This window comes from Pseudomonas sp. PDM25, from assembly GCF_019219045.1.
Lineage (GTDB): Bacteria > Pseudomonadota > Gammaproteobacteria > Pseudomonadales > Pseudomonadaceae > Aquipseudomonas.
On sequence record NZ_JAHUWL010000022.1, the window covers coordinates 1 to 26,607 of the forward strand.

The following is a 26,607-nucleotide window of genomic DNA, read 5'->3' on the forward strand; positions in this document are numbered from 1 at the left end:
ACTCAGGCGCTGGTGATGCTGGCTCGCAAGCTTGCTCGGGTGGTATTCGCCTTGCTGAAAGGGCAAAGCGAATATCAGCCAAAAGCCAGTTGAGGGCTTTCCCTCAACCATAGAATCTCCCACAGGGTTGCGCGCCAAGCCTTCAGAGCATTAGCGCGCCTGAGCCTGCTCCACCAACCACCCCATCAATTCACGCAACTTCGGCGAAGGCCCGGGTTTCTCGGGGAAAACCAGGTAATACGCCAACCCGGTTTTCACCTTCAATTCAAACGGCATGACCAGCCGCCCGGCACTCAAATCATCGCCGATCAACGACCAATCCCCGATCGCCACGCCTGTCCCTTGGGACGCCATCGACATCGCCAGGTCCAGCGTTTCGAAATGCTGACCCTTGCCGACATTGCTCAAGCGAATATCCGCAGTGGCCAGCCAGGCCTTCCAGTCCCGTTCATCCCGTGTCGGGTGCAGCAGCATGTGCTGTTCCAGATCCTGCGGCGTCATCAGCGGCACTGGACCTTCCAGCAGAGGTTTGGAGCAGACCGGCGTCAATTGCTCATCGAACAAATGAAAAGAGGCCAGCGCGCTGTCCGGTGGTGCGCCGTACATCACCGCCGCATCGAACTGCTCGCGATGAAAATCCACACCGTGCTTGACCGTGGTGGTCAATTGCACCGGCACATCCGGGCGCTCCCGCTGCCACTGCAACAGCCGTGGCAACAGCCAGCGCATGACACACGTCGGGGCCTTGAGTTGCAGGGTTTCGCGCTTCTCGCCGATCTGCTCCACGGCTTCGTCGATCAAGCCGAAAATCTGCTGGACCCGTGGCAGCCATTCCCGTCCTTCGGCCGTCAGGTCAAGGCCGCGGGCCTGGCGAATGAACAGTTCATAACCCAGATGTTCTTCCAGCCCGGCGATCTGCCGACTCACCGCACCTTGGGTGATGTACAGCTGTTCGGCAGCACGGGTGAAGTTGCAGCACTGCGCGGTAATCAGAAAAGTGTGCAGCGCCGGCAGGGGAGGCAATCGTTTCATTGGGATCCAAGGTATGACGTGAGGACATGGCTAGTATGACTTTTTATCCATTGTTGCGGCTACGTGTCGCCCGTTCCAATGAGGCCATCCCTGGACCTGCCCACTCATCATAAACACTGCGCAGGTCCGGCGTCTCAAACGAACAAAAAGGGCAAAGACATGGCGACGTGCGGCGAAGTATTGGTCAAGTTACTCGAAGATTACGGGGTTGAGCAGGTGTTCGGCATTCCCGGGGTTCACACCGTGGAGCTGTATCGCGGGCTGGCCCGTTCGAGCATCAACCACGTCACTCCGCGTCACGAACAGGGCGCCGGTTTCATGGCCGACGGTTACGCTCGCACCAGCGGCAAACCGGGTGTGTGCTTCATCATCACCGGCCCTGGCATGACCAACATCACCACCGCCATGGGCCAGGCCTACGCCGACTCGATCCCGATGCTGGTGATCTCCAGCGTGCAATCGCGCAGCCAGTTGGGCGGCGGTCGCGGCAAGCTGCACGAGCTGCCGAACCAGAGCGCATTGGTCGGCGGTGTGGCGGCGTTCTCCCACACCTTGATGTCGGCGGCTGAATTGCCGGGCGTCCTGGCTCGCGCTTTTGCACTGTTCCAGGCCGGCCGTCCGCGTCCTGTGCATATCGAAATTCCGTTGGACGTGCTGGTAGAAGAGGCCGATGACCTGCTCGCCAGCGTACCCGTGAACATCGACCGCGCCGGTGCCTCGCCGAGCGCAATCAGCCGCATGACCGCGCTGCTGGCCGGTGCCAAGCGTCCACTGATTCTCGCCGGTGGCGGCGCCATCGATGCGGCCGCCGAATTGACTGAACTGGCCGAACGGCTGGACGCCCCGGTGGCCCTGACCATCAATGCCAAAGGCATGCTCGAATCCAATCACCCGTTGCTGATCGGCTCGACCCAAAGTCTGGTCGCGACTCGCGCTTTGGTGGCTGAAGCCGACGTGGTGCTGGCGATCGGCACCGAACTGGCCGAAACCGATTACGACATCACCTTCGCCGGCGGTTTCGAGATACCTGGCGTGCTGCTGCGTGTGGACATCGACCCTGACCAGACCGTGCGCAACTACCCGCCGAAAGTCGCATTGGTAGCCGACTCGCGCAACGCCGCCCAAGCCTTGCTGAGCGAACTGTCCCACCACTCGCTGGCCGAGCGCCGCAACGATTGGGGCCAGGTCCGTGCCGCACGCTTGCGCGACGAACTGGCCGCCACCTGGGACGCGCCGACCCTGGCCCAGACCCGTTTCCTGGAGACGGTTCTGCACGAACTGCCAAACGCAGTCTTCGTTGGCGATTCGACCCAACCGGTGTACACCGGCAACCTGACCTTCAACCCGGAGCGCCCGCGTCGCTGGTTCAACTCGTCCACCGGTTACGGCACCCTCGGTTACGCGTTGCCGGCAGCGATTGGCGCCTGGCTCGGCGGCAGCGTTGAAAACGGCGCACGTCCTCCGGTGGTGTGCCTGATCGGCGACGGCGGCCTGCAATTTACCCTGCCGGAACTGGCCAGCGCCGTTGAAGCGCGCACCCCGGTGATCGTCCTGCTGTGGAATAACCAGGGCTACGAAGAGATCAAGAAATACATGGTCAACCGCGATATCGAGCCGGTCGGCGTGGACATCTACACCCCGGACTTCATCGGTGTGGCCAAGGCGCTGGGCTGTGCCGCCGAAGCCGTCTGCGGTGTCGAGCAACTGCGCAGCGCACTGCGCGCTGCCACCGACCGCCAGGGTCCGACCCTGATTGAAATCGATCAGACTGTTTGGATGAAGGCGGTGTCGAAATGAGTTTTCCAACCACGTTGGATGGCCTGTACATCAACGGCCAATGGTCCGCCGGTAACGAACATTTGCGCGTGATCAACCCGGCGACCGAAGCCCTGTTGACCACCGTGAACGGCGGCGATGAACGCGCAGTCGAGCAAGCCGTTACTGCCGCGACCAACGCCTTCAAGCAATGGTCGACAACCACCGGCGCCGAGCGCGGCGCGATTCTGCGCAAAATCGCTGCGGGCGTGCAGGCCGGTCGTGAGCAATTGATGAAATTGCAGTCGAGCAACAACGGCAAACCGCTGTTCGAAGCGGCCATCGATGTCGACGACGTGATCGCCACCTTCGAGTACTACGCAGGATTAGCCGAAGGCCTCGATGCCAAGCAAGACAGCAACGTCGAGCTGCCAACCGACGACTTCAGCGCTCGTGTACGCCGCGAGCCGTGCGGTGTCGTCGGCCTGATCGTGCCGTGGAACTTCCCGATGGTCACCACCGCCTGGAAACTCGCCCCGGCCCTGGCCGCCGGTTGCTGCGTGGTGCTCAAGCCGTCAGAAGTGACGCCTCTGCCGGAGCTGGAACTGGCAACGATCATCGCCGAGGCCGGCCTGCCCAAGGGCGTGTTCAACCTGGTCTGCGGCACGGGTCTGGCGGTTGGTGCGCCGTTGTCGGCCGACCCGCGCATCGCCAAGATTTCCTTCACCGGCAGCAACGCGGTCGGTGTTCAAGTCATGCAACGTGCCGCAGAAACCGTAAAGGGCGTGAGCCTGGAACTGGGCGGCAAATCCTCGCTGCTGGTACTCAAAGACGCTGACATCGAGCTGGCTGTGGAAGTGGCCTGTGGCGGCGGTTTCTTCAACGCCGGGCAGATGTGTTCGGCCACCAGCCGCGTGCTGGTCGCCGATGAACTGGCGGACGAATTCCTCATCCGTTTGAAGGCCCGCGCCGAAGCCATTCGCGTGGCCGACCCGTTCGACCCGAACGTGGAAATGGGCGCACTGGTCAACCAAGCGCAATACCAGCGCGTGCTTGGTCATATTGATCGCGGTTTGAGTGCTGGCGCCAAACTGGTTTGCGGCGGCAATCGTCCGGCAGACCTGTCGCGAGGCTATTTTTTGCAGCCGACGATTTTCACCGAAGTGCCCCTCGGCAGTGCGCTGTGGTGTGAAGAGATCTTCGGCCCGGTGATCTGCGTGCGCAGTTTTTCCAGCGAAGACGAGGCGATTGCCCTGGCCAATGACAGCCAGTTCGGCCTGGTGGCCAGCGTGGTCACCCGCGATGCCGAAGCGGCAGATCGGGTCGCCAACGCCTTGCAGGCGGGGCTTGTGTGGATCAACGCGCCGCAAGTGATCTTCCCGCAGACCGCTTGGGGTGGCTACAAACAGAGCAGCATCGGCCGCGAGTTGGGGCCGTGGGGCTTGCAGGCTTTCCAGGAAATCAAACACGTGATTCGGGCTGTCTGACGGCACGAAAAAGGTGAGCGCATGCCTCGTGATGAGGCATGCGCTGGCGTCATGGCTTCGATGAGTTTTTATCGATAGTCAGGTGTTTTACACGACCTCAGGATGAACTCGCTGGCTCAGCCAAACCCCCGAAAATACGGGGGCTAATGCTGAATCGGTCGCGCGGATGCAACAGTTTCGACCTGCCTTATACCTACAAAAACAAAGGGAGTCCGTAATGGGCGAACATGATCTGAACAGACGTCAATTCATCAAGACCGTAGGCGTAGCCTCGGTGGCCGCGGCCGCCATGAGCATGCCGTTCATCAAGGCCAATGCCAGCGACACACGCTTTGCGGGCAAGACCCTGCGTTTGCTGACCTGGTCCGATGACACCGGCTTGGCAGCCCTGCGCAATATCGCCGCGACCTTCGAAGACAAGTACGGCTGCAAGGTCATCGCTGACCGCACCGGCAGCACCTCGGAAATGGTCGCCAAACTCAAGGCCGGCGGTGATCGTCCGCAGTACGACATCATCACCCTGGCCGGCGTCGGCGCCGAAGGTCTGGCCGCCGCCAACCTGCTGGAAAAACCCGACCTCAACCGCATTCCCAACCTGGTCGACGTACCGGAGAAATACCGCACCGGCGCCAATGGCCACGGCATCGGTTACCTGCTCTGGTGCAACAGCCTGGTCTACAGCACGCGCACTCAGAAAGAAGCGCCGGACAGCTACGCCGCCCTGTGGGACGCGGACCTGGCACCGAACATCTTCCTGCCGCCGCCAAACTGGACCGAGGCCATGGACCTGATCATCATCGCCGCCAAACTGGCCGGTGGTGACGAACACAACATTGAGCCGGGCTTCAAGAAACTCGCCGAGCTGAAAGATCGCGTAGTGACCCTGGGTGAAAACCCGAACCAGATCGCCGAACTGTTCCGCACCGGTTCGTTGGACATGGGCGGCCTGTATGCGCCGGCATTCTTCCCGAAACAGATCCGCGATCCAGCCTACGGTCTAAGTGCAACCTTTGGCATGAAGGAAGGTTTCTACACCGACTTGATGCAATCGGTGATGCCGAAGAACCGTCCGGGCGACACCGACATGGCCTACGCCTTCATCAACCACTCTCTGGACCCGTTGGTGCAGGGCAAGATGGCTGAAGACATCTACAACGGCCCGGTCAACGCCAAGGCGATCATCTCCGCCGAAGCGCGCAAGAGCCCGTTCATCCTCACGCCTGAGCAGATTGCCGAGAAGGCGATCATGCACGACAACGCCTTCCTGGCCACCGTGCATGACCAATGGATTCGTCGTTACACGGAAATCTTTTCTTCCTGATCGAGTGGCGTACGCAAGCCTTCTGGGACACCACAAATCCAATGTGGGAGCGGGCTTGCTCGCGAATGCGGTGTGACATTCAACATTGATGTCGACTGACACAGCCTCTTCGCGAGCAAGCCCGCTCCCACAGGGTTCAACGTGGTTTCAAGTCTTGTGTTCGTTCAGCTGCTTTCCATTGACGAGACCCTTGCTATGGAACACCAACCTCTGACTCATCCGGTCGTCGCCGCTGCAGTGCGCACCAATCGGGGTGTTTCGCCGACGACGCGTGCCTGGATTTTCCTCTCGCCGTCGATGCTGTTTCTGGGCGTACTGATCGCCGCCAGCCTGCTGGTACTGCGCATGAGCGTGGGCACCAAAGGCGCGGAATGGACCGGGTTCAGCCTGGCCAGTTACGCCCAGCTGCTGGAACCGTACTACCTCAAATCCTTGCTGCTGACCCTGCGCCTGGCCTTGATCAGCGCGGTGATCGCAGTTGTGTTGGCGATCCCGGTGGCCTACACCATGTCGCGGCTGACCTCGCCGTTCGTGCGGCGAATCTTCCTCGCGGCGGTGCTGCTGCCATTGCTGGTCAACCTGCTGCTGCAAAGCTATGGCTGGCTGGTAATTCTGGGACCTGGCGGGATGCTCAATCAGGCGCTGATGGGCCTGGGCCTGATCAAGCGTCCGATCATGCTGCTCTACAACCAGAACGGCGTACTGATGGGCCTGGTGCAAACCGCGTTCCCGTTGGCTGTGCTGCCGATTGCCAGCGCCATGCGCGGCGTCGCCCGTACCTATGAAGAAGCCGCTGCAACCCTGGGTGCCAGCCGTTTGCAGGTATTCCGTCAGGTGGTGCTGCCAATGAGCATGCCGGGGATCATTACCGGCGCGACGTTGGTATTCGCCTACAACGCCAGCAGCTTCGTGGTGCCCTTGCTGCTCGGTGGCCGACGCGTGCCGATGCTGGCCGTGATGGTCCATGACCAGATCGCCCCGCTGATGAACTGGCCCGCCGCCTCCGCTGCCGGTGTGGTGCTGATTGTCACCACGCTCGCAATCATGACCTTGTCCGAATACATCACTGGCCGTCGTCGGCGCATGCTGGAGGCTTCCCAATGAGCACCCTGATCAAGAAACGTTATGGGCTGCTGCCCGGCGAGACCGGCAAGTTTGCCGGCATCCTCTCGGGCTTCATCCTGCTGCTGGCGGTGTTGCCGATCCTGACCATGATCGTGATGTCGTTCAGCGGTGCGTCGAACCTCGACTTCCCGCCGAGCAGTTACAGCCTGCAATGGTACAAGGCTGCCTGGCACACCTTCGTGTCGCCGGATGCAAGCGATGTGCTGAGCCTCGGCAAAGCCATGACCACCAGCCTGATGGTGGCGTGCCTGACCATGGTGTTTGCCACGATTGTGGCGGTGCCGGCCGCTTACGCGCTGACCCGTTGCGAGTTCCGCGGCAAAGCCGTGGCGCTGCAACTGATGTCGCTGCCATTGGTGTTCCCGATGGTGGTGTTGGGGTTGGCTTTATTGCTGGTGTTTGACAGCCTGCCCTTTCAAATCACAACGTCGCGGCTGGTGATTGCCCACGTGATCCTGGCGCTGCCGTTCGTGGTGAAAAACTGTACTGCTGCGATGCTCTCCATCGGCAGCGAAGTCGAAGAAGCCGCGCAAATGCTGGGTGCTTCACCGACCCGGGCGATTATCGATGTGGTGGTGCCGTTGATGAAGTCGGGGATTCTGGCGGGGATGCTGCTGGCGTTCATCGTCTCGTTCAACGAATTCACCGTGACCTACTTCCTCTACACCATCGACGTCATGACCGTGCCGATCTGGATGTACAGCCGCACCGTGTCTTCGCTCGACCCAACCGTATTTTCGTTTGCCGTGCTGATCGTGCTGATCGACTTCGTGCTCATTTGGGCGCTGGAAAAGTTGGTTGGCGAAGGCGGCGTTTCGTTCTGATTTCTTGAGGTGATTCAAATGACTGGTCTGATTCTGGAAAACGTCGAGAAATATTACGGCTCGGCCTGCGCGGTAAAGGATGTAAACCTGCATTTGCCTGAGGGCAAACTGGTGTGTTTCCTCGGCCCGTCGGGCTGCGGCAAAACCACCTTGCTGCGAATGATTGCAGGGCTCGAAACCCTGAGCGGCGGCGAGATTCGCCTGGACGGTGAAGACATCGGCCACACGCCGGCGCATCAACGTAATTTCGGCATGGTGTTTCAATCCCTGGCGCTGTTCCCGCACATGACAGTGGGGGAGAACATCGCCTATCCGCTGAAACTGCGTGGTGTCAGCAAGGCTGATCAGCAGGCGCGGGTGGTGGAGTTGCTCGAACTGATTCAGCTGAGCGAGATGATTGATCGCCCGGTGGCCAAACTCTCCGGTGGTCAACGTCAGCGCGTTGCGATTGCCCGGGCGATTGCCTCGCGGCCGAAAATCCTGCTGCTGGATGAGCCGCTGTCGGCGCTCGACGCCAAGCTGCGCGAATCGATGCAGGTGGAAATCCGTCAGCTGCAACAACGCTTGAACATCACCACCATCATGGTGACTCACGACCAGCGTGAAGCCATGACCATGGCGGATATCGTTGTGGTGTTGGGTGAACATCGGGTGCAGCAAGTGGGCACGCCGATTGAGATTTATCGTCATCCTGCCAATGAATTTGTTGCGGACTTTATTGGCTCGGGCAACATTTTCCCGGCCACCGCGCTGGGCAACGGCAAGGTCGGGTTGCCGGGTGGCGATGCGTTGGAAGTGCCGATCTGCAGCAGCATTGTGGTGGGTGAGAAGGTGAAGATGCTGATTCGCCCTGAGGACCTGCAACTGTCGCATCCACAGGCGACGGCGGGGAATCGGCTGCTCGGTAAGGTGACGTTTGTGCGTGATATTGGCGCGACGATAGAAACGACCGTGGAGTGTTCCGGGGTGTCGTTTACGGCGTTGAGTACGCCGTGTCAGGGGTTTGGGTTGAGCATTGGCAATCCGGTGTCGGTGACCCTTCCAGCGGAGGCGTGCCGAGTACTAAGCGCCTGACTCTTAGAGGTGGATTGACTGTAGTGGCCTCTGCGAGCAAGCCCGCTCCCACATTGGATTTGTGAACACCACAGATCACTGTGGGAGCGGGCTTGCTCGCGAAGGCGTAAGTCGCAGCACCACAAAAACTGAATCAGACGGACAACCGCAACCGCGCCAAATCCCGGAGCGGCGGAGCCCCGAACAATCGGCTGTACTCACGGCTGAATTGCGACGGACTTTCATACCCCACCCGATACCCCGCCGCCGAAGCCTCCAAGCCTTCCGCCAGCATCAACCGTCGCGCTTCTTGCAGGCGCAGTTGCTTCTGATACTGCAACGGACTCATCGCCGTCATCGCCTTGAACCGGTGATGCAACGTCGACACGCTCAGGTTCACTTCCTTCGCCAGATCATCGATGCGCAACGGCTGTTCATAGTTGCCGTTGAGCCATTTGATCGCCTGGCTGATGCGATGGCTCTGGCTGTTGGCGATAGCGATTTCGTACAGCCGATGGCCCTGCTGACTGCGCAACAACCGATAAAGAATCTCCCGGCGAATCAGCGGCGCGAGCATGGCGATGTCTTTCGGCGCATCCAGCAAACGTGCCAGACGCAGCACCGCATCGAGCATCGCGGAGTCGATCCGTTCGACGTACAAGCCGCGCCCCGTTGGCCGGGTGGGCACACCGAGAGGACCGGCATCGGCAATCAGCGCGGAGATTTCCGCCGGGTCGATATCCAGCCGCACCGCGAGGATCGGTTCTTCAGACGTGACGTTTACCACGCGTCCGCTCAATGGCATCGAGACGGAGACCACCAGGTAGTTCAGCGGATCGTAATTGAAGTATTCATCGGCCAGCCTGACCTCTTTACGGCCCTGCGCCATAATGCACAGCGCAGGTTGCGCCAGTACCGGGGCAAACTCATGGGACTGGCTATGGCGAGACATGAAGAGCGAGCCGACGGCAGTGGCATAAGTGCCATCCTCCGCCGTGTTATGGCGAATGATAGCGGCCAGTTCTGCGCGCTGTTTCTCCATGTCGGCGTCCAGCGGGGCTTGAAAATGATCGAGCGACGACATGCAAGGCATCCTCGGTGGGGCGTCAGTAATGAGGTGAGCTTAAATTTGTGCAAGACGAAGCGGTAGACACATCCTGCCTCAACCTTGCCTGATTCTGCACGGAGTGAATTGACGGCACCTCTATGACAGGCCAACCCAAGGAAAACTTGCTTGAAAGCCCTGTTTCTTTGGCACCAGAGCTTTAACTGGTTGTTACAGGTTTTTCGAGAAGCCGCGCAGGATTGTGCAATAAGCCGGCAGGAATCGACTAACCGCGCTTCCACCGGCGCGCTTAACCTTTGATCCTGTCGCAGCCCGTCCCACGGCTGCCACTCGAGTACCTGGGAGGGTTAACCATGTCTACGCAGATCCCCGTCAGTCATATGGCCTTTGTACGCGCCCGCGCCGGGCGTTCGGCGGAACTCGGTGCGCGCCTCAGCGCCTTGATCGAGCCGTCCCGCAGCGCACCGGGTTGCCTGAATTTTGCCCTGCAACATTCGCAGTGCGATCCGGAGTTGTGGCTGGTGTCCGGTTTCTGGATGAACCAGCAGGCCATGACCGCTTACTTCAGCACCCCGGCCATGCAGATTTTTGCCGGGTTGGTGCAAGACCTGGTGGTCAACAGCCTGGATTTTCATACCTTCAAGGACGTGTCGGCTGCCCAGGCGCAGGGGCAGTCCCAGTCGTGGGTACACAAAATGGCGGGTTGAGGGTTTAATGGCTCAATTCTCCATTCAGCAGGATCCGCGACATGGCACGCAAAGCCTTTGAAACCTTCGAAGCCGTATCGGCCGTAGTACCCCGTGAAGGCGGTTATCACGCCGCGATTGCCACCAAGGCCATCGGTGGTTCGGGTGCACCGCGCTTTCACAAGCTGCTCGAAGAGCAGACCTTCAAAACTGCCCGCGAGGCCGATGAAGCCGCCGCGCTGCAACTGACCCACCTCAAAGATGTCAGTGAAGACGGCGACCTGATCTGGTAATTACCTTTTCGCCCCCGGGCGATACATCTTGAACAACGCCTCAGGCCCCAGCTGGAAATAATCCGCTGGCCCGCCGCCGCGCAGAATCGGTTCTGCCGCGGCGGTGTCGTACACCCCATCCTTCAACAGCCACTTGGCGATGTGCACGGCGACCACTTCGCCGAGAATCAGCCAGCTCGGCACCACTTCGCCGCTCGCCCGCTGCAACTGAATGATCTGCGTGACCTTGCACTCGAAGGACACCGGACTTTCGGCGACGCGCGGCACCTGAATGATTTTCGACGCTGCCGGGGTGAGTCCGGACAGCTCGAACTCGTTGACCTCAGACCCGACCATGGCAGAGCACTGGTTCATCTGCTCGGCCAGCGGACGGGTCGCCAGGTTCCAGGCGAACTCGCCGGTGCGCTCGATGTTATTCAGGCTGTCTTTGCGCCCGACACTGGAAAAACCAATGATCGGCGGAATGTAGTTGAAGGCGTTGAAGAAGCTGTAGGGCGCCAGGTTCAGGCGGCCATCGGCATCCTGGGAGGAAATCCAGCCAATGGGGCGCGGGCCGACGATGGCGTTGAACGGGTCATGCGGCAGGCCGTGGCCGTTGGCGGGTTCGTAGAAATGGATGTCGTCGGGCATGGCGTAAATTCCAGGAGCTCTCGGGAGACGCCATGGTGCAAGGACGAGCCGATAATTTCCAGCAATGAGCTCCAAATCCGGGATCGACCCAGAACCCTGTGGGAGCGGGCTTGTCTCCGGGCGGCGTTCCGACGAAGACGGTGTCACATCCAACAAATAAGTTGCCTGTTAAACCGCTTTCGCGAGCAAGCCCGCTCCCACAGGGTTTGGGTTGAGGCAAATAAAAAAGGGGCAGACCCGTTAAGGTCTGCCCCTGTTTTTATGGCGCGGGCGGACTCAGTCCGTCTCGATCCGCGAATGCTTGCGGGTATCTTTCATGGTCACGTAGACCAGCAACGACACGGCAATACAGGCGGTGACATACCAGTAGTAACCGGTTTCCATGCCGATGCTCTTGAACCACAGTGCGATGTATTCAGCGGTGCCGCCGAAGATCGACACGGTCAGCGCGTACGGCAGGCCGACGCCCAGCGCGCGGATTTCGGTCGGGAACAGTTCGGCTTTGACCACCGCGTTGATCGAGGTGTAGCCGCTGACGATGATCAGCGCTGCCATGATCAGGAAGAACGCGCCCCACCAGGTCTGCACGGTGTGCAGGGTGGTCAGGATCGGCACGGTGAACAGCGTCCCGAGAACACCAAAGGCAATCAGGATTGGCCGGCGACCGACTTTATCCGAGAGCCCGCCAATGATCGGTTGCAGGCACATGAACAGGAACAGCGTGGCGGCCGAAATAGTGGTGGAGTCGGAGATGCTCATGCCGACGGTGTTCACCAGGTATTTCTGCATGTACGTGGTGTAGGTGTAGAACGCCAGGGTGCCGCCCATGGTCAGGCCGACCACAGTCATCAGTTCCTTCGGATGACGCAACAAGGTGCGCATCGCGCTTTCCTTGGCCTTCTCTTTCTTGGTGAACGACTCGGTTTCTTCCATGCCACGACGCAGGTACAGCGCGACAACGGCACACAGCGCGCCAATGGCGAACGGGATGCGCCAGCCCCAGGCATACAGCTGTTCGGTGGTCAGGGTCTGTTGCAGCACGATCAGCACTGCCAACGCGATGAGCTGGCCGGAGATCAGGGTCACGTACTGGAAGCTGGAGTAGAAGCCGCGACGATCCTTGGTCGCCATCTCGCTGAGGTACGTTGCCGAGGTGCCGTACTCGCCACCGACCGACAGGCCCTGCAGCAGGCGGGCGAAAATCAGCAGGATCGGTGCGCCAATGCCGATGGTTTCATAACCAGGGCTCAGGGCAATCAGCAGCGAGCCGAAACACATCAGATACACCGAAGCCATCAGTGCTTTCTTGCGACCGGCCTTGTCGGCGTAGAGGCCCATCAGCCAGCCACCGATCGGGCGCATCAGGAAGCCCACGGCGAAGATCGCGGCGGTGTTCAGCAGTTGCGCGGTGGTGTCGCCTTTGGGGAAAAAGGCCTTGGCAAAGTACAGGGAGAAGGCGGCGTAGACGTACCAGTCGTACCACTCGACCATGTTGCCGACGGAGCCGCTGAAGATCGATTTGATGCGACTGGCAGTGGTTCTTTCTTTGGCAGGCGAAGCTGCCGACCCAAGAGGCAGGGTTTGTGAGTTATCCATGACGGATCCTTCATTTAATTGTTTTTGTGGAGCGCGTTGAAACGCAGCCTGCTGGGGCTATAGCAGGAGATGTGCCAAAGGGAGGAGGGCCGGTTTAGAGGGGTTTTGCAGCTTGAGCGAGCGGAAATCCGCTTATGCTGGATGGTGTGTGAGCGGAAAATTGCCTATGGGTCATGAAGTGCGTTGTTTGTGCCGGCCTCTTCGCGAGCAAGCCCGCTCCCACAATGGTCCGGTGTACACAGTTCAAATGTGGGAGCGGGCTTGCTCGCGAAGGGGCCTGGTCAGGCAACGCAAAAATCAGCTGTCTTGCAGGAACATCTCGCGGGTCAGGCCATGGCGCTGCATCTTTTCATTGAACGTCCGGCGCGGCAGCTGCAGTTCTTCCAATACCGCTTTCACATCGCCCTTATGCCGGGTCAACGCCGCGCGCAGACAATGCGCTTCAAACGCTTCCTGCTGCGCCGCCAGCGACTGCCCAGGGTCGATCCCCACCGGTTCCGGCTCGCCCAGCCCCAACACTTGTCGCTCAGCGACGTTCGCCAATTCGCGTACGTTGCCCGGCCAGTCATGGCTCAACAGATGGCTCAACTGCGGGCCGCTCAGCGGTGGAAACGTGCGCCCCAACCGCTCGGCGGCATTTTGCGCGAACGACTCGAACAACAACGGAATGTCTTCACGCCGCTCGCGTAACGGTGGCAGCCGCAACTCGGCCACGTTTAACCGATAGGCCAGATCCTCGCGAAAGCGTCCGGCCCGGGCTTCGTCCAGCAAGTCGGGTTTGGTCGCGGCGATGATTCGCAAATCCACGCGGATACTCTGATTGGAGCCCAACCGCTCCAGCTTCTGCTCCTGCAACACCCGCAGCAATTTCACCTGTTGGGCCAGCGGCATGCTTTCGATTTCATCGAGAAACAACGTGCCGCCATCAGCGTATTCGAGCTTGCCGATGCGTTTGCCCGAGGCGCCGGTGAACGCGCCGCTCTCGTGGCCGAACAGCTCGGCCTCGAACAGCTGCTCGGGGATCGCCGCACAGTTCAACGCCACAAACGGTTTGTCGGCGCGCGGACCAAAGTCGTGCAGGCAACGGGCGACCAATTCCTTGCCGCTGCCGGTTTCACCGCGAATCAACACATTGACCGGCAGCGTCGCCAGGTCCAGCACTTGCCGCCGCAGCGTCTGCAAACCACGGGACACGCCCAGCAGTGTCGCATCGAGTTTGGCGCGGTTGTCCGCCTGTTCATGCAGGGCGCGGTTTTCCAGCACCAGCCGCCGCTTGTCCAGCGCACGGCGCAGACTGCCGAGCAGGGTTTCGGGGCTGAAGGGTTTTTCAAGGAAGTCGTAGGCGCCATCGCGCATCGCTTCGACCGCCATCGGCACATCGCCGTGACCGGTCAGCAGAATCACCGGCAAGTCGGCATCGCGGCGCTGAACCTCGGCCAGCAGTTCCAGGCCGGTCATGCCAGGCATGCGCACGTCGCTGAGGATCACTCCGGGGAAATGCTTGGGCAGCTGCGCCAGGCACTCATCGGCGCGGCTGAACAACTGCACCTCGAACCCCGACAGGCTCAGCCATTGTTCGACGGCACTGCGAATACTGCTTTCGTCGTCGACCACCATCACGGAATTCAGCATGAGCCAGGGGCCTCCAGGTCGATGGGCAAGGTCACGGTGAACACCGCGCCGTTGGCATGATTGTCGGCGCTCAGGCGTCCGCCCGATTCGTGAACGATGGCAAAGGATACGGCCAGCCCGAGGCCCAGGCCATCACCCACCGGTTTGGTGGTGAAAAACGGATCAAACACGTTGGCCAAGTGCTCTTGGGCAATGCCGCCACCGTTGTCAGCGACCGTCAGGCGCCAGAGTTGTTCGTCGGCTTCGAGACGGATTTCCAGGCGTTTGCAGGGCTTGTCCTGCATGGCGTCCAGGGCATTGCGCAGCAAATTGATCAGCACCTGCTCCAGGCGAATCGCATCGCCACGCACCCAGGCCGGGCGCGTCAGGTGCAGCACGGTGCTGATGCGCTCGTCACGCAGGCGCGCATCCAGCAACTGCAAGGATTGATCGACCACCGCCGCCAAATCCAGGCGTTCGCGCAAGCCGCTGGGGCTTTTGCGGGCGAAGGTTTTCAGGTGGCCGGTGAGCGCGGCCATGCGCGTCAGCATGTCATCCACCGGTTTGAGCGCCTTGTAAGCGTCGTCGACCCGGCCGTGATCGAGCAGCAGCCTCAGCGTAGCAAGCTGCATGCGCTGGGCGGTCAGCGGTTGATTGATTTCATGGGCCAGCGCGGCAGACATCTGGCCGAGGGCGGCGAGTTTGGCCGATTGCACCAGACCGTCCTGAGCGGTGCGCAGGTCGCGGGTGCGTTCTTCCACCAGTTGTTCCAGCTCTTCACGACTGCGCTGGCGCAGCTTGGCCAGACGCCAGCGCTGATTGAGAAACAGCAACAGAAACACCACCGCCAGCCACAACCCGGCGGCGGCGAGCCCGGCGTTGCGCCTGTCTTCGAACGCGATTTGCGGGCGGCGCAGCAGGTGCAAGGTCCAGCCTTCAGTGCTCAGCGGTAGCGATTCCCACAGGTAATTCGCCGTCCCGTCAGGCCCCACAACCCGCGTCAGGTCACTGTTGTCGTCGAAGCGCTGCACCGATTGATACTCGAGCGGTGTCAGCGGTTGTTTGTCGTATTGGCGGGTGACCTTGAGTTCGGCGTGATCGCTGTCACTCAGCGGTTTCAACAGGCGATAGCGCCAGCCCGGCTGATTGGCGATGAAGATAATCCCGCGTGCATCGCTGACCAGCAACGTGTCGCTGCCCTGACGCCACTCGCGCTCCAGTTCCGGAAATTCGAGCTTCACCACCATGGCGCCGAGGAACTGACCGTCGTCACCGGTGACTGCGCTGGACAGGAAGTAACCGGGAATTCCGCTGGTCACACCCACCGCGTAAAAACGCCCGGTGCCCTGGGTGCGTGTTTGGCTGAAATAGGGGCGAAAGCCATAGTTGTGACCGACGTAACTGCTGGGCAAACGCCAATTACTCGCGGCCACCGCCAGACCGGTGTGGTCGAGCAGTTCCAGGGTCGAGGATTGCGCCGCGCCGTTGATCTTTTCCAGTTTGCGGTTCAGTGCCTCCTGCTGTTCAGCGGACACGGAACCCTTGAGCGCGGCGCGTAACTCCGGGTCCAGCGCAAGGACTGCCGGCAGGGCGCGGTAGCGGTCGATCAGGGTGTGCAGGGAATTGGCGTAGAGCGCCAACTGCTGATTGGCGCGGGCGGCGTCTTCGACCAGCGCCTGGCGCTCGGTGTGGCGCACGGCAAGCCCGGCTGCCAGCGCTGCGCCAGCAACAATCAGCAAGGTGTACAGCATCAGACGTACCGTCCGGGAGGTCGCAAGCATGGCGTAGTAAACAGTCAGCAATACGGGCGCGCACCATAGCATGCACGCCGCGTGTGGACAGCGTTGCCCGTGTAAAGCTCATCCGTTTATGCGGCGGCTTTACCGCTGTTTCTATGAGTTCGAATAGTATTCACCAGACTGTACAGCATGCCGGTGATTTTACCCGTTTCCTTATCCAGGCTTTGAATATCGATCCCATTGATACTGGTGTCGGAAAGGGCGTCGGCATGCTCGTGAATGCTATCAATACTGGACTCAATAGCATCTGCGAGCCCGAGAATACCTCTTTCGAACGCATCCATTTTTTCGCCAGATTTCTCCTTGCTGGCCCCAATTGTTTCATTGAATATTTCCGGTAACCCCAATATGACGCCTACGCCACTGCTGATTGCACTCACTGCTTCCGAAGGAAGTCCTGTCAGCGTTCTCTTCAATATTTCACTGGAGGCCAAGGCAGTAGCTTCTTTTGTAAGTTTCAACCCCGACTTCTGAGAGCCCAAGTTCATGTTTCGATATTTTGCTTTTATATATTCAACCGGCTCCATCTGCTTATATTCAGCTTTCCCTATTATTCTTTCTGGGCTCAGTCTTGTGGTTTTCAAGTTTACGGATGCGCTCAAGCCTGTTCTTTCGGCAACGTAGTCCACGAGGCCGCTGACGGCGAGTTTGGCGCCGATCCCTAATCCTGCACCCACCACGTTTCCGACCCCAGGGGCCACTATGCCCAAGGACTGAGCCCCAATGCCGACGGCAATCCCCACGCCATAACTGATGGCTTTACCTGCGACCAGCACCATCGCTCTGCGCGTCGCCGCAAGCGCGATGTCTGTACCTGAGCCCATCGAACTGAGTTGCTGGCCGGCGTCTCGTGTCCGGCGTTTGGTAATCCCGAGTATTTCTATATGACGAGCCACTTGCTTGTTCATTTGCTGTCTTAAACGGCGTGTCGCTAACGCCTGGCCATATTTGGCGTAGCTGGCGTTTTCCGAGGCAATAATCCTGTCTGTCCCCGCGTGGAAGTCAGCCATACTCGGCCATTTGACTTCGCCATTGACGTCGACGTAACAGACTGGATTGTTCCCCACAAACCCATACAAGTTCAGCCCATCCACATCCCCCGCCGGATCGGCACTGACCCAACGCTGCAACCACGGCGCGTAATACCGCGCACCGTAGTAATACAGCCCGCTGTCATCCATTTCCTTGCCCGAATAGCGGATGGTTTTGTAGTCGACGTCCAGCTCGCTGCCCCGCGCGTACCAGGCCGTGGCGCCGAACGGGTAATAACCTTCCTGGCTGATCACCTGTGCCTGTTGATCGAGTTCCAGCGTGGAGGAGCCCAAGTGGTCATCGAGGCTGTAGCGCACTTGATCGGCGGCGATGGTCGCGGGTTGGCCGCTGACCCAGTGCAGGCAACGCACACTGCCGTGCCCGCCGGGCAGGGTGATCACGTGCAGTTCTTCACCGTTGTCGCGGGTGCGGATTTCCAGTCCCGGCAGGTAGATCACTTCCTGGAAGTGAGTCAGCGAAGGTGTGTGGGTTTCATGCCGTTTGAACACGCGCACGCCCTGGCTGTAGCGGTAGTACTCCTGGTCATTGGGGCCGTTGTCGCGGTTGACCAGCGTCACCGCTTCCAGCTGATCCAGGCTGTTCCACGTCAAGGTCTTGCCCGGCTGCAAGGCCTGGAGGTTGCCATGAACGTCGAACAACTCGGGGAAAACCGGGGCAGGATCTCCCTCTTTCCAGCGCACGCCGCGGTTGCTGCCAGGGTCGATGAACATCGCGCGGGTGTGTGAGGCACCCGCCCGCACGTGCCGCAGTTCGATCAGGTTGTTACCGGCGTCGTACTCGTAGTGTTGCGTGTAGTTGAGCCGATTGTTCGGATCCCCGGGCAGGGGCCGGCCCGGAATGTCCGACGGCGGCGCATCGTCGTAACCGCTGGCGCGGGTCAGGCGGTACAGCGAGTCATAGGTGAAATCGCGGTGGCCGTCGACCAGCTGGTTGGCGAAAAAAATCGGCTGGAAGGTGTGGTCTTCAAGACGGGTGATGTTGCCGACGCGATCGTAGAAATATTCCAGGTCCTGCAGCGCCGGCTCGGCGTTTTTTTGTGCCCGTTGCGTGGACAGGCGCCCATCGGCCGGGTCGTAGGTCCAGGTGCTGAGCACCTCATTGCCGGCGTGTTGTTCGATGATCTGGCCGGCGGCGTTGTACTGCGCGTCTTTGAGCACCAGCTGCCAGTTCGGGCTGCCTTTGATCCGCAGTTCAACCTGCTTGAGTTGTCCGGCGATGTCGTAGCGCGACTGTTGCTGGTGCTCACCGGCATCGGTCTGGCTCAACACTGTTCCGATTGGGCTATACATTCGGCTGCTGCGGTAGGGGGGGCCCTCGACCAGGGTTCGGGTTTCGCGCAAGGGTTGTCCGAACAGGCTGTAGCTGTCGAAACTCAAGGTGCCGGAGCGGTCGAGTTGCCCGGTCAGTTGGCCGCGCCGGTTAAACGCGGGATCGGCGGAGTCATCGGCATAGGAGAAGGTTTCGACGTTCGGCGTATCAATTTCCTCGACGACTATCGGACGCAACTGACGGTCGTAGGTGGTGCGCCAATGACTGCCGCGTTGGTCCCAGCGCTGCAATGCTTCCCCGGCCAGCCCCGGCAGGCTTAAACGCCAGCCTGCATCGACGGAGTCGACTTTGAGCGATTCACCGGACAGGCTATAGATGGTGGCGAGGTTGGGTTTGGAAGCGGTGCCGAACAGGCGCGGATCCCATTGCTCTATCAGTCGCCCGGTGGCGTTGTAATGCTGGCGGTTGATCAGGGTTGCGAGTGGCCCGTTGACGACCTTGCACAGGTAAGCCACTTGCCTGATCGGTAAGCCTCGACTGTCATAGGCAATCAGCTTCGGCGCGCAACGCGAGGTCGATATACTCATTGCTGAATCTCAGGCGGCATTTTTTTTCATCAAGTACTGAGACATCCGATCAGTTAGGTCGAGTACCCGTATGATTCTGCCGCTGGTGACGAGCTCCGCTTCACGCAATACCTTGAGCGTCCCCGCGGCTTCACCCTCGTGTCCGCTATTTTCAAGTTCTGTCAGGGCCAAATTGGCTAGGTCTTCTTGCTCGTCAAGGTGGCTGAGCAGGGCAGTGAGTTCATCACGGATTACATCCAGGTCTCTTTGGCCGAAACTGTCATTTAAGGCTTCTGTCACCTGGATACCTAGTCGCAAAAAGCCGAGTGCCTTTTCCAGATGCGAAGCGTATTTGAACCCTTTGTCGGCTAACCCGACGCCCGCCACGATCGCCGTCTCTTTGATTCCTTCTGCGGTCCTCGGGTCGTACTTGCTGACTAATTCTTGCACTTCTTCCAACGCACTGAAGGGCGTGATGTTGGCTGTCTTGTTCAGGCTTTCCAGGCTGAAGTCACCGGATCCGGGCAGCAATGGATACCCGAAACGGGTATTTTTGGCAGCTTCGTCCAGAGCGTTGCTCGTGATATCCGCAGCTGCGGCACCCGCAACAACGGCGGCGACGGCTGCAACCGGTCCGAGGGGGGCCGTCGCCGTTGCAGCCAGCATACCGGCCGTCGTGGCCGTTACGGCCTGTGCGGAAAGACTGACTGCTGTAAAGCCGAGTTTTAATCCAGATCTTTTATAGATATCTCGTGTTCGGGTCATGTTGTAGAGCTGATAAATCGCCCTGTCCGCCCTCTGACTGACCACTGACAAGAGACTGACATATTCATTGAGGGACGCTCTTAGTTCGGCGGGAGAGCGTTCGGCACCATTCTCATCGAAGTAATTCAGGGGATTGTTCCCCACAAACCCAAACAAATTCAGCCCATCCACATCCCCCGCCGGATCGGCACTCACCCAACGCTGCAACCACGGCGCGTAGTAACGCGCACCGTAGTAATACAACCCGCTGTCATCCATTTCCTTGCCCGAATAGCGGATGGTTTTGTAGTCGACGTCCAGCTCGCTGCCCCGCGCATACCAGGCCGTGGCGCCGAACGGGTAATAACCTTCCTGGCTGATCACATGTGCCTGTTGATCGAGCTCCAGAGTGGAGGAACCCAAGTGATCATCGAGGCTGTAGCGCACTTGATCGTTGGCGACGTTGGCCGGTTGGCCGCTGACCCAGTGCAGGCAACGGACGCTGCCGTGCCCGCCGGGCAAGATGATCACGTGCAGTTCTTCGCCGTTGTCGCGGGTGCGGATTTCCAGGCCCGGGAGGTAGATCACTTCCTGGAAATGAGTCAGCGAGGAGGTGTGGGTTTCGTGGCGTTTGTACACGCGCACGCCCTGGCTGTAGCGGTAGTACTCCTGGTCATTGGGGCCGTTGTCGCGGTTGACCAGCGTCACCGCTTCCAGCTGATCCAGGCTGTTCCACGTCAAGGTCTTGCCCGGCTGCAAGGCCTGGAGGTTGCCATGAACGTCGAACAACGCGGGGAAAACCGGGGCAGGATCTCCCTCTTTCCAGCGCACACCACGGTTGCTGCCAGGGTCGATGAACATTGCGCGGGTGTGTGAGGCTCCCGCCCGCACGTGCCGCAGTTCGATCAGGTTGTTACCGGCGTCGTACTCGTAGTGTTGCGTGTAGTTGAGCCGATTGTTCGGATCCCCGGGCAGGGGCCGGCCCGGAATGTCCGACGGCGGCGCATCGTCGCAACCGCTGGCGCGGGTCAGGCGGTATAGCGAGTCATAGGTGAAGTCACGGTGGCCGTCGACCAGCTGGTTGGCGAAATAGATCGGCTGGAAGGTGTGGTCTTCGAGACGGGTGATGTTGCCGACGCGATCGTAGAAATATTCCAGGTCCTGCAGCGCCGGCTCGGCGTTTTTTTGTGCCTGTTGCGTAGCCAGGCGCCCATCGGCCCGGTCGTAGGTCCAGGTGCTGAGCACGTCGTTGCCAGCGCGTTGTTCGATGATCTGGCCGGCGGCGTTGTACTGCGCGTCTTTGAGCACCGGCTGCCAGTTCGGGCTGCCTTTGATCCGCAGTTCAACCTGCTTGAGTTGTCCGGCGATGTCGTAGCGCGACTGTTGCTGGTGCTCACCGGCATCGGTCTGGCTCAACACTGTTCCGATTGGGCTATACATTCGGCTGCTGCGGTAGGGGGGGCCCTCGACCAGGGTTCGGGTTTCGCGCAAGGGTTGTCCGAACAGGCTGTAGCTGTCGAAACTCAAGGTGCCGGAGCGGTCGAGTTGCCCGGTCAGTTGGCCGCGCCGGTTAAACGCGGGATCGGCGGAGTTATCGGCATAGGAGAAGGTTTCGACGTTCGGCGTATCAATTTCCTCGACGACTATCGGACGCAACTGACGGTCGTAGGTGGTGCGCCAATGACTGCCGCGTTGGTCCCAGCGCTGGAGCTCTTCCCCCGACAGCCCAGGCAGGCTCAAACGCCAACCGGCGTCGACGGAATCGACTTTCAACGGCTCACCGGACAGGCGATAAACCGTGGCCATGTTGGGGACGACACCGAACAGTCGCGGATCCCATTGCTCGAGCAGTCGCCCGGCAACGTCGTAGCGCTGGCGGCCGATCAGAGTTTCCACGGGGTCGGCAGCGACCTTGCGCAAGTACGCGACCTGGCGAATCGACAAGCCCCGACTATCGATGACCGTCAGGTTCGGGGTGCGCCAATGAACCGAGGTCGTCATGGCTTGCCTGCTTTCAGCTCACCTTCAGGCGGTACAACGTAGGTGTCGTTGAAATCCAGGCTGGTGGTGTACCAGGGATGGATGATCTCGAGCGCGACATCTCCTTTGGCGTTGATGACTTTGTACAGACGACCCAGCACGTCGTAAAAGTTCTGATCGTGATGGCCGAACTCCCGGAAGGAATGGTCATTGATATAGCAATGTCTATCGGCGAAATAAGGGCGAAATACCCGAACGGCCGACCCCTTGTTGTTGTATTCCACACGTTCGCTGACGCGCCAGCGCGGATCGGCGTGCGCGACCTTGGGTTTGCCGTCTTCAATCACCAGCTCACCGTTTACCACCACAAAAGCCAGCCCTGGCTCGACCAACTGTTTGGTCTGCAGTGTCCGGCCGAAACCGTCCACAAAGACTTTGACGATCTGGATTTGTTGCAGCACATCATCCCAATAGCGGTCGGCGGTGAGGACGACGCTGTGCACCGGTTCGCGGGGCACCGTGCGGATCAGGTCGAGCAGTGCTTGTTCAGGCGCGGTCAGGGACTTGAGCCGGGACAGGCGACGGCGGGCGCTGGCGCAAATGTGCAGGCTGGGTAGCACGTAACCCTGGTCGATCCAGGTGGCCAGCCAGTCAGGTGTCTGGCTGACGGACGGGGGGAGTTCGCCCATCCAGCTGAACAGGTCCTTGCGCAATACGCTGGCTGCTTTTTGCAGGGCGCCTTTGGGATCTTCGATGGCCGGGTCTGGACGATGGTCAATGGGACGTTCGTGTTCGTCGAGGGGGCGAAAACCAACTTTTTCGCCGCCTTCAGTGCCATAAAAACTGATGGCAAGGGGTTGTCCGGACGGCTCGTAAAGGGCTTCCTCGACATTTTCATTGGCATCGAAGCTGCGCATGAGTTGCAGCGCGTGGTAGTCATATTCGAAACGGGCTTCGCACAAGTCCGGCTGGGTGATGCTTTTCGGCAGCAGACAGTAGGCGTCGTATTGGGCTTTCGTGATGCCGTAGCTGGGGGTTTCGTTGTACTCCATCACTTTATAAAAGCTATCGAGCTTGCCGTATTTGGCAAAACCGTACCGCGACGACCATAGATTTCTCTCCTCGTCCTCTTCCCGGTCTGCCGCCGGGTTTATCCCCAGCACCAGAGGCATGGCCGAATAACCGATTTTTCCCAGTTCGTCCCGAATATCCAGCGACTCCACCGTGTCATAGGCTTGCAGTGCGGTCTTGTCCAGTTGGGCAATTTCCAGCGGCGCCCGCAGCGCCTCGAAATCCGCCTCGCCGTCGGCAAGCAGTGCCCGGCCGTCAGTCTTGAAGTAGCGATAGACCGACTGCGTGGTCAGTAGCCGCTGAGCCACCCATTCGGGCGAGGCGTACAGTTCGAGCAAGCCCTCATAAGAAATGTCTGCGGGAGCGAGCCCCCCGGCGGCTGGCTTCTTGGGCAGTACCAACGCATTGCCCCGTTGCAGATAGGGCAGACCCAGTCGCCAGCCTTGCCAGTCCTCCAACTTCTGCAAATGAATGAACTTGGCGCGGGTTTCGTTCAGGTAATAAGACTGTTGCGCCGGGTCATGGGCATCAAGCCACCATTTCTGCTCATCGACGTCGTCGAAGGGCGGTTCATCCTGCTCGGTCTGGCGTCGCGCATAGCTGACCGTGATGGCATGCACAGGCAGGCCGAACTCGTCGTGGCTCAAGGTGATTTCATGTCGGCACAGCGGGTCATTCACGAAGCGTTCGTACTGGTAGCTGATCGTTTCCAGTTGCAAGGGCTGCATGACCGGATGCGCGTCATGGTCTGCCTTTTTGCGCAGTTCGCGAACCTTGTAACGGCTTTCCTCCACCGCGAACGGCACCGCCGTGGCCAGGTCATCGTCGGCGGCGTAGGTCTCCACGCGCAACACCGAACCGGCGAGGGCGTTGGCGATTTCGTGGGCGGTGGCTTCGTCGGGCGGCGGGATCGGCTCATCGAAAGCGTCGTTGTGGTGGTACTGGCAGAACAGCGTGGGTTTCAAATCACAGGCTTCGGAGTCACGGTTGAAATAGCCATCGCGTGGCAGGTCGATTTGCCGTCCGGTGTGAAACCAGGTGCAGACCAGCGCCGGGGCGGTAAAACCGGTGTCATCTGCCCGTGTGGCCGTTTCGCTGTCGGTCTGGCGCAGCAGGCCAAAGCCACGAAACTCGCGGTTCTGGCCATCGTAATAACCCTGCAAATACTGGAAAAACTGGTTCAGGCAGTTGCCGGTGATTTCATCGAGCTGGTTTTGTTGCTTGACCACGGGCACCGGGAACGGCAAGTAGGAAATCGGCAAACGTTTGAACGTGAGTATCCGATTCTTTTCATCCAGCCATTCCTGCGCCGAACTGCGATACACCACCTGGGTGCTGCAGCCCATGTTGTTGTTGCTGGCGACCAGCATGTACGGCTTGGCACTGACGAAATCGTAGCGCCAGTGCCGTGGTTTCATGTGCGGCACGGTCAAGATCAGGCTCGCGCACCCCAGGCCTTGCAGGTCGGCGAGGGTGACCTGGCACAGGTTGTCGTAGCGGATTCCTTCGGGCCACGGCACCGTTACAGGGGTTTGCTCCAGACCATTGCCGCCGTGATTGAAATAGATCTCGAAACAGTCGGACTTCAGATAAATCAGTGCCGGTGCACCAGAGCCGTCCAGGTCGGCAATCCGCACCCGCGCCGCGTCGAATGTGGCGTAGTCGAAGGGCAGGGCACTCATGACGAAGCCTTTGCCGAACCGACCGTGACCAAGGTTCGGCCAGCATTTGATTTCGTCGTGCCGGATGCGGCACAGCTCGGTCATGTCGCTGCCCAGTAAATTACCGAGCAACACCAGTTCGCTGCGAGCGTTGCTGAACAGCGGCAGGCGATCGGTGTCCGGTGTGTGCTCTACGTCCTGGCCCGGTGCGAAACCTTCCTCACGCCGATTGGCGTACAGGCGCACGCTGCGCGGGCCGATCAGCGCCATCGAACTGAGCCCGTCGCCCATCAAATCGCCAGACTGTGTAAGCGTTTGGAAAAACTCCACCGGGAATGCTGTAAAGGGAATGAACCCTGACCAGCTGCGATCGGGGTTGAGGGTGTGGAAGCCGCTCATGCCGGGGGACGCGAGAATCCAGTCCAGCCGGCCGTCGCCGGTCAGGTCGGTCAACGCCTGATAGGTCGGTTGATTGCGATCGGCTACGGGGATTCGGGACAGTTCTGTCCACGGACCGTAGTGGATGTCATCGGCCCCTGTCAGCGCACGCAAGGGTTCGCGGTAATACCAGCTCTGGTCGTAACGGCAGAGAAACCCCGGCACACCTTCACCGAACAAATCAACGCATTGATGAAGCGCGCCGTCCTCGATGCCGGGCATGTTTTCGAACGGGAACGGTTTCGACTGCTTGTTGAGTTCGAACTCTGAATAGTCGAACTCAACTGGCGGCATGTTTTCCACGGCGCCGCTGGCGTCGTATGACTGATAGTGCGCTTTTTTCAGTTGGTTATATGTCCGGTGAGTCGTAGGGTATTCCAGCAACAATCGCCGAACCAGCACAGGTTTCGGACCTAAGTGCTCGGGGAAATGGTGAAACATCAAGACCTGATGGCACAGGCGGCGGGTCCCTAGTTCAAATCCGTAGGTGTAGCTATGGAAGGGATCGCTGCGCAATTGCCACTCACCATGACCATTGCCGGGAGCATCGAACGGCGGGCCGTAGATCGGCTTCGCTTCCAGGTCGAGGGTGCGTTCGCCGTAGTCGAACAGCAGGTGGAAATGCCAATCCAGGCTCGCCGGGTTTTCCACTGTCCAGGCATACAGGTCTTGGCTGGCCTTGGCATTGCCGTAATACACCCGGTGCAGGTAACGCTGGGCACGATAGTCGTGTTTGTCCTCCGGGGTGTTAGCCTGATCCTCGGGCTTATAGTCGAAACAGATGTGTTCGCCATGAGGGTTCATGCTTTCTAGCAGCAACCACACACCGATACGCAGCGCCGCGACAGGGTTGGTTGTGTCTATAGGTTCGGCGCGCCGCGAAGCGTCGGTCTTACCGTAGACATGCAGGCTGCCATCGGCCCCGTGCACCAGCCAGAAGGGCGGCTTTTCCTCCGGTTGCCACAGCTCGATCAGATCGAACGAACTCTCGACCCGCGGCCAGTAGCGCACAACGTCGTGCTTGCCAATGGAGAGGCCGCGATATTCGGTTACTTCTCTGGACGTTGGCTTACCTTCGTCATCCAGCTCGGGCATCAACTCCTCGCCACCTGGGCCGACCATGATGTCGGTGGCGAGGTAATCGGGCACGCCCTTGCTGGTCTGGCGAGTGATGGCACTGGAGCCCAAACGCCAGCCAATGCCAAACGGACCGTTACCACCCTGGCTGTCATAACCCAGCGCCATGGCGGGGTCGAAACCGCGCCCAGCTGAAAGGGGCAGCGGCAATTCGAATGAAGCACTGCCCGTTACGCCGACCGATCCCCAGCTTTTGCCGATCGTGGCAATGGAAGCGCTCTTGGCGATCGAGGGTTCAGTGATGCTCAGGGACGCTTGCTCTTCCATGGGGCTGATCCTGTATCGGCTTTGCGCTCTCCCGTAGCAACGGAGTCGCGTGGTAGAGCGACGCTAACAAAATCAGGGGAAGGTGTGACCTGTCACATCTGACAGGTGAGGCGGGTTTTTTAGAACGAATACCTTGGGGAATG

17 protein-coding genes and 1 pseudogene are annotated in these 26,607 nt (G+C 59.9%); 9 read left to right on the top strand and 9 right to left on the bottom strand.

Annotated elements, in window-relative coordinates:
- Positions 1 to 93: pseudogene (locus KW848_RS31995) on the top strand (IS110 family transposase); the annotation flags it as partial.
- A 57-nt stretch (positions 94 to 150) separates the two neighbouring features.
- Here KW848_RS31995 and KW848_RS28655 read toward each other — a convergent pair.
- Positions 151 to 1,032, bottom strand: a complete 882-nt coding sequence (locus KW848_RS28655; RefSeq protein WP_218538813.1) for a LysR substrate-binding domain-containing protein — start codon at positions 1,030 to 1,032, stop codon at positions 151 to 153.
- Between the two features lie 159 nt (positions 1,033 to 1,191).
- Here KW848_RS28655 and KW848_RS28660 point away from each other — a divergent pair, with 159 nt between their 5' ends.
- The 6 genes from KW848_RS28660 (at position 1,192) to KW848_RS28685 (ending at position 8,618) form a co-directional block, all read left to right on the top strand.
- The gene (locus KW848_RS28660) at positions 1,192 to 2,829 is read left to right on the top strand and encodes a 5-guanidino-2-oxopentanoate decarboxylase (protein ID WP_218538814.1); all 1,638 of its coding nucleotides are present in this window, start codon (positions 1,192 to 1,194) and stop codon (positions 2,827 to 2,829) included.
- Positions 2,826 to 4,274 (top strand): aldehyde dehydrogenase family protein, encoded by a 1,449-nt coding sequence (locus KW848_RS28665; protein WP_218538815.1) that lies wholly within the window; start codon positions 2,826 to 2,828, stop codon positions 4,272 to 4,274. Before KW848_RS28660 ends, KW848_RS28665 begins: the two co-directional genes overlap by 4 nt.
- 217 nt (positions 4,275 to 4,491) lie before the next feature.
- Positions 4,492 to 5,595, top strand: a complete 1,104-nt coding sequence (locus KW848_RS28670) for an extracellular solute-binding protein (RefSeq protein WP_111451950.1) — start codon at positions 4,492 to 4,494, stop codon at positions 5,593 to 5,595.
- 195 nt (positions 5,596 to 5,790) lie between these two features.
- Positions 5,791 to 6,699 (top strand): ABC transporter permease, encoded by a 909-nt coding sequence (locus KW848_RS28675; RefSeq protein ID WP_111451948.1) that lies wholly within the window; start codon positions 5,791 to 5,793, stop codon positions 6,697 to 6,699.
- Positions 6,696 to 7,544 carry an ABC transporter permease gene (locus KW848_RS28680; protein WP_033057537.1) on the top strand — a complete coding sequence of 283 codons (849 nt, stop codon included), beginning with the start codon at positions 6,696 to 6,698 and terminating at the stop codon, positions 7,542 to 7,544. The genes KW848_RS28675 and KW848_RS28680 overlap by 4 nt, the downstream gene beginning before the upstream one ends.
- Before the next feature lie 18 nt (positions 7,545 to 7,562).
- Positions 7,563 to 8,618 carry an ABC transporter ATP-binding protein gene (locus KW848_RS28685; RefSeq protein ID WP_218538816.1) on the top strand — a complete coding sequence of 352 codons (1,056 nt, stop codon included), beginning with the start codon at positions 7,563 to 7,565 and terminating at the stop codon, positions 8,616 to 8,618.
- A gap of 133 nt (positions 8,619 to 8,751) precedes the next feature.
- Here KW848_RS28685 and KW848_RS28690 read toward each other — a convergent pair whose 3' ends face one another.
- Entirely contained in the window at positions 8,752 to 9,681 is a 930-nt protein-coding gene (locus KW848_RS28690) for an AraC family transcriptional regulator (protein ID WP_218538817.1), read from the bottom strand.
- A gap of 335 nt (positions 9,682 to 10,016) precedes the next feature.
- On the opposite strand from KW848_RS28690, the gene KW848_RS28695 reads away from it, so the two are divergent.
- Complete coding sequence (locus tag KW848_RS28695; RefSeq protein ID WP_192410323.1) at positions 10,017 to 10,370, top strand: putative quinol monooxygenase; 354 nt, start codon at positions 10,017 to 10,019, stop codon at positions 10,368 to 10,370.
- Positions 10,371 to 10,411: 41 nt separating this feature from the next.
- Positions 10,412 to 10,642: a hypothetical protein gene (locus KW848_RS28700; RefSeq protein ID WP_056741355.1), complete on the top strand. Its 231-nt coding sequence runs from the start codon at positions 10,412 to 10,414 to the stop codon at positions 10,640 to 10,642.
- Here KW848_RS28700 and KW848_RS28705 read toward each other — a convergent pair whose 3' ends face one another.
- The 7 genes from KW848_RS28705 to KW848_RS28735 form a co-directional block, all read right to left on the bottom strand.
- Positions 10,643 to 11,272 carry a flavin reductase family protein gene (locus tag KW848_RS28705; RefSeq protein ID WP_218538818.1) on the bottom strand — a complete coding sequence of 210 codons (630 nt, stop codon included), beginning with the start codon at positions 11,270 to 11,272 and terminating at the stop codon, positions 10,643 to 10,645.
- 276 nt (positions 11,273 to 11,548) lie between these two features.
- Positions 11,549 to 12,868 carry an MFS transporter gene (locus KW848_RS28710; RefSeq protein WP_192410325.1) on the bottom strand — a complete coding sequence of 440 codons (1,320 nt, stop codon included), beginning with the start codon at positions 12,866 to 12,868 and terminating at the stop codon, positions 11,549 to 11,551.
- Positions 12,869 to 13,165: 297 nt separating this feature from the next.
- On the bottom strand, positions 13,166 to 14,500 hold the full coding sequence (locus tag KW848_RS28715; RefSeq protein ID WP_111451942.1) for a sigma-54 dependent transcriptional regulator: 1,335 nt from the start codon (positions 14,498 to 14,500) through the stop codon (positions 13,166 to 13,168).
- On the bottom strand, positions 14,494 to 16,260 hold the full coding sequence (locus KW848_RS28720; RefSeq protein WP_218538856.1) for an ATP-binding protein: 1,767 nt from the start codon (positions 16,258 to 16,260) through the stop codon (positions 14,494 to 14,496). Before KW848_RS28720 ends, KW848_RS28715 begins: the two co-directional genes overlap by 7 nt.
- An 86-nt stretch (positions 16,261 to 16,346) precedes the next feature.
- The gene (locus KW848_RS28725; protein WP_218538819.1) at positions 16,347 to 19,187 is read right to left on the bottom strand and encodes an RHS repeat domain-containing protein; all 2,841 of its coding nucleotides are present in this window, start codon (positions 19,185 to 19,187) and stop codon (positions 16,347 to 16,349) included.
- A gap of 9 nt (positions 19,188 to 19,196) precedes the next feature.
- Positions 19,197 to 21,911: an RHS repeat domain-containing protein gene (locus KW848_RS28730; protein WP_218538820.1), complete on the bottom strand. Its 2,715-nt coding sequence runs from the start codon at positions 21,909 to 21,911 to the stop codon at positions 19,197 to 19,199.
- On the bottom strand, positions 21,908 to 26,464 hold the full coding sequence (locus KW848_RS28735; protein ID WP_218538821.1) for a SpvB/TcaC N-terminal domain-containing protein: 4,557 nt from the start codon (positions 26,462 to 26,464) through the stop codon (positions 21,908 to 21,910). The genes KW848_RS28730 and KW848_RS28735 overlap by 4 nt, the downstream gene beginning before the upstream one ends.
- Positions 26,465 to 26,607: the final 143 nt, after the last annotated feature.

Bases quoted from the DNA above. Each gene is read 5' to 3' on its own strand.
- KW848_RS28655 (WP_218538813.1), bottom strand. From the start codon at position 1,032: ATGAAACGATTGCCTCCCCTGCCGGCGCTGCACACTTTTCTGATTACC.
- KW848_RS28660 (WP_218538814.1), top strand. From the start codon at position 1,192: ATGGCGACGTGCGGCGAAGTATTGGTCAAGTTACTCGAAGATTACGGG.
- KW848_RS28665 (WP_218538815.1), top strand. From the start codon at position 2,826: ATGAGTTTTCCAACCACGTTGGATGGCCTGTACATCAACGGCCAATGG.
- KW848_RS28670 (WP_111451950.1), top strand. From the start codon at position 4,492: ATGGGCGAACATGATCTGAACAGACGTCAATTCATCAAGACCGTAGGC.
- KW848_RS28675 (WP_111451948.1), top strand. From the start codon at position 5,791: ATGGAACACCAACCTCTGACTCATCCGGTCGTCGCCGCTGCAGTGCGC.
- KW848_RS28680 (WP_033057537.1), top strand. From the start codon at position 6,696: ATGAGCACCCTGATCAAGAAACGTTATGGGCTGCTGCCCGGCGAGACC.
- KW848_RS28685 (WP_218538816.1), top strand. From the start codon at position 7,563: ATGACTGGTCTGATTCTGGAAAACGTCGAGAAATATTACGGCTCGGCC.
- KW848_RS28690 (WP_218538817.1), bottom strand. From the start codon at position 9,681: ATGTCGTCGCTCGATCATTTTCAAGCCCCGCTGGACGCCGACATGGAG.
- KW848_RS28695 (WP_192410323.1), top strand. From the start codon at position 10,017: ATGTCTACGCAGATCCCCGTCAGTCATATGGCCTTTGTACGCGCCCGC.
- KW848_RS28700 (WP_056741355.1), top strand. From the start codon at position 10,412: ATGGCACGCAAAGCCTTTGAAACCTTCGAAGCCGTATCGGCCGTAGTA.
- KW848_RS28705 (WP_218538818.1), bottom strand. From the start codon at position 11,272: ATGCCCGACGACATCCATTTCTACGAACCCGCCAACGGCCACGGCCTG.
- KW848_RS28710 (WP_192410325.1), bottom strand. From the start codon at position 12,868: ATGGATAACTCACAAACCCTGCCTCTTGGGTCGGCAGCTTCGCCTGCC.
- KW848_RS28715 (WP_111451942.1), bottom strand. From the start codon at position 14,500: ATGCTGAATTCCGTGATGGTGGTCGACGACGAAAGCAGTATTCGCAGT.
- KW848_RS28720 (WP_218538856.1), bottom strand. From the start codon at position 16,260: ATGCTTGCGACCTCCCGGACGGTACGTCTGATGCTGTACACCTTGCTG.
- KW848_RS28725 (WP_218538819.1), bottom strand. From the start codon at position 19,187: ATGAGTATATCGACCTCGCGTTGCGCGCCGAAGCTGATTGCCTATGAC.
- KW848_RS28730 (WP_218538820.1), bottom strand. From the start codon at position 21,911: ATGACGACCTCGGTTCATTGGCGCACCCCGAACCTGACGGTCATCGAT.
- KW848_RS28735 (WP_218538821.1), bottom strand. From the start codon at position 26,464: ATGGAAGAGCAAGCGTCCCTGAGCATCACTGAACCCTCGATCGCCAAG.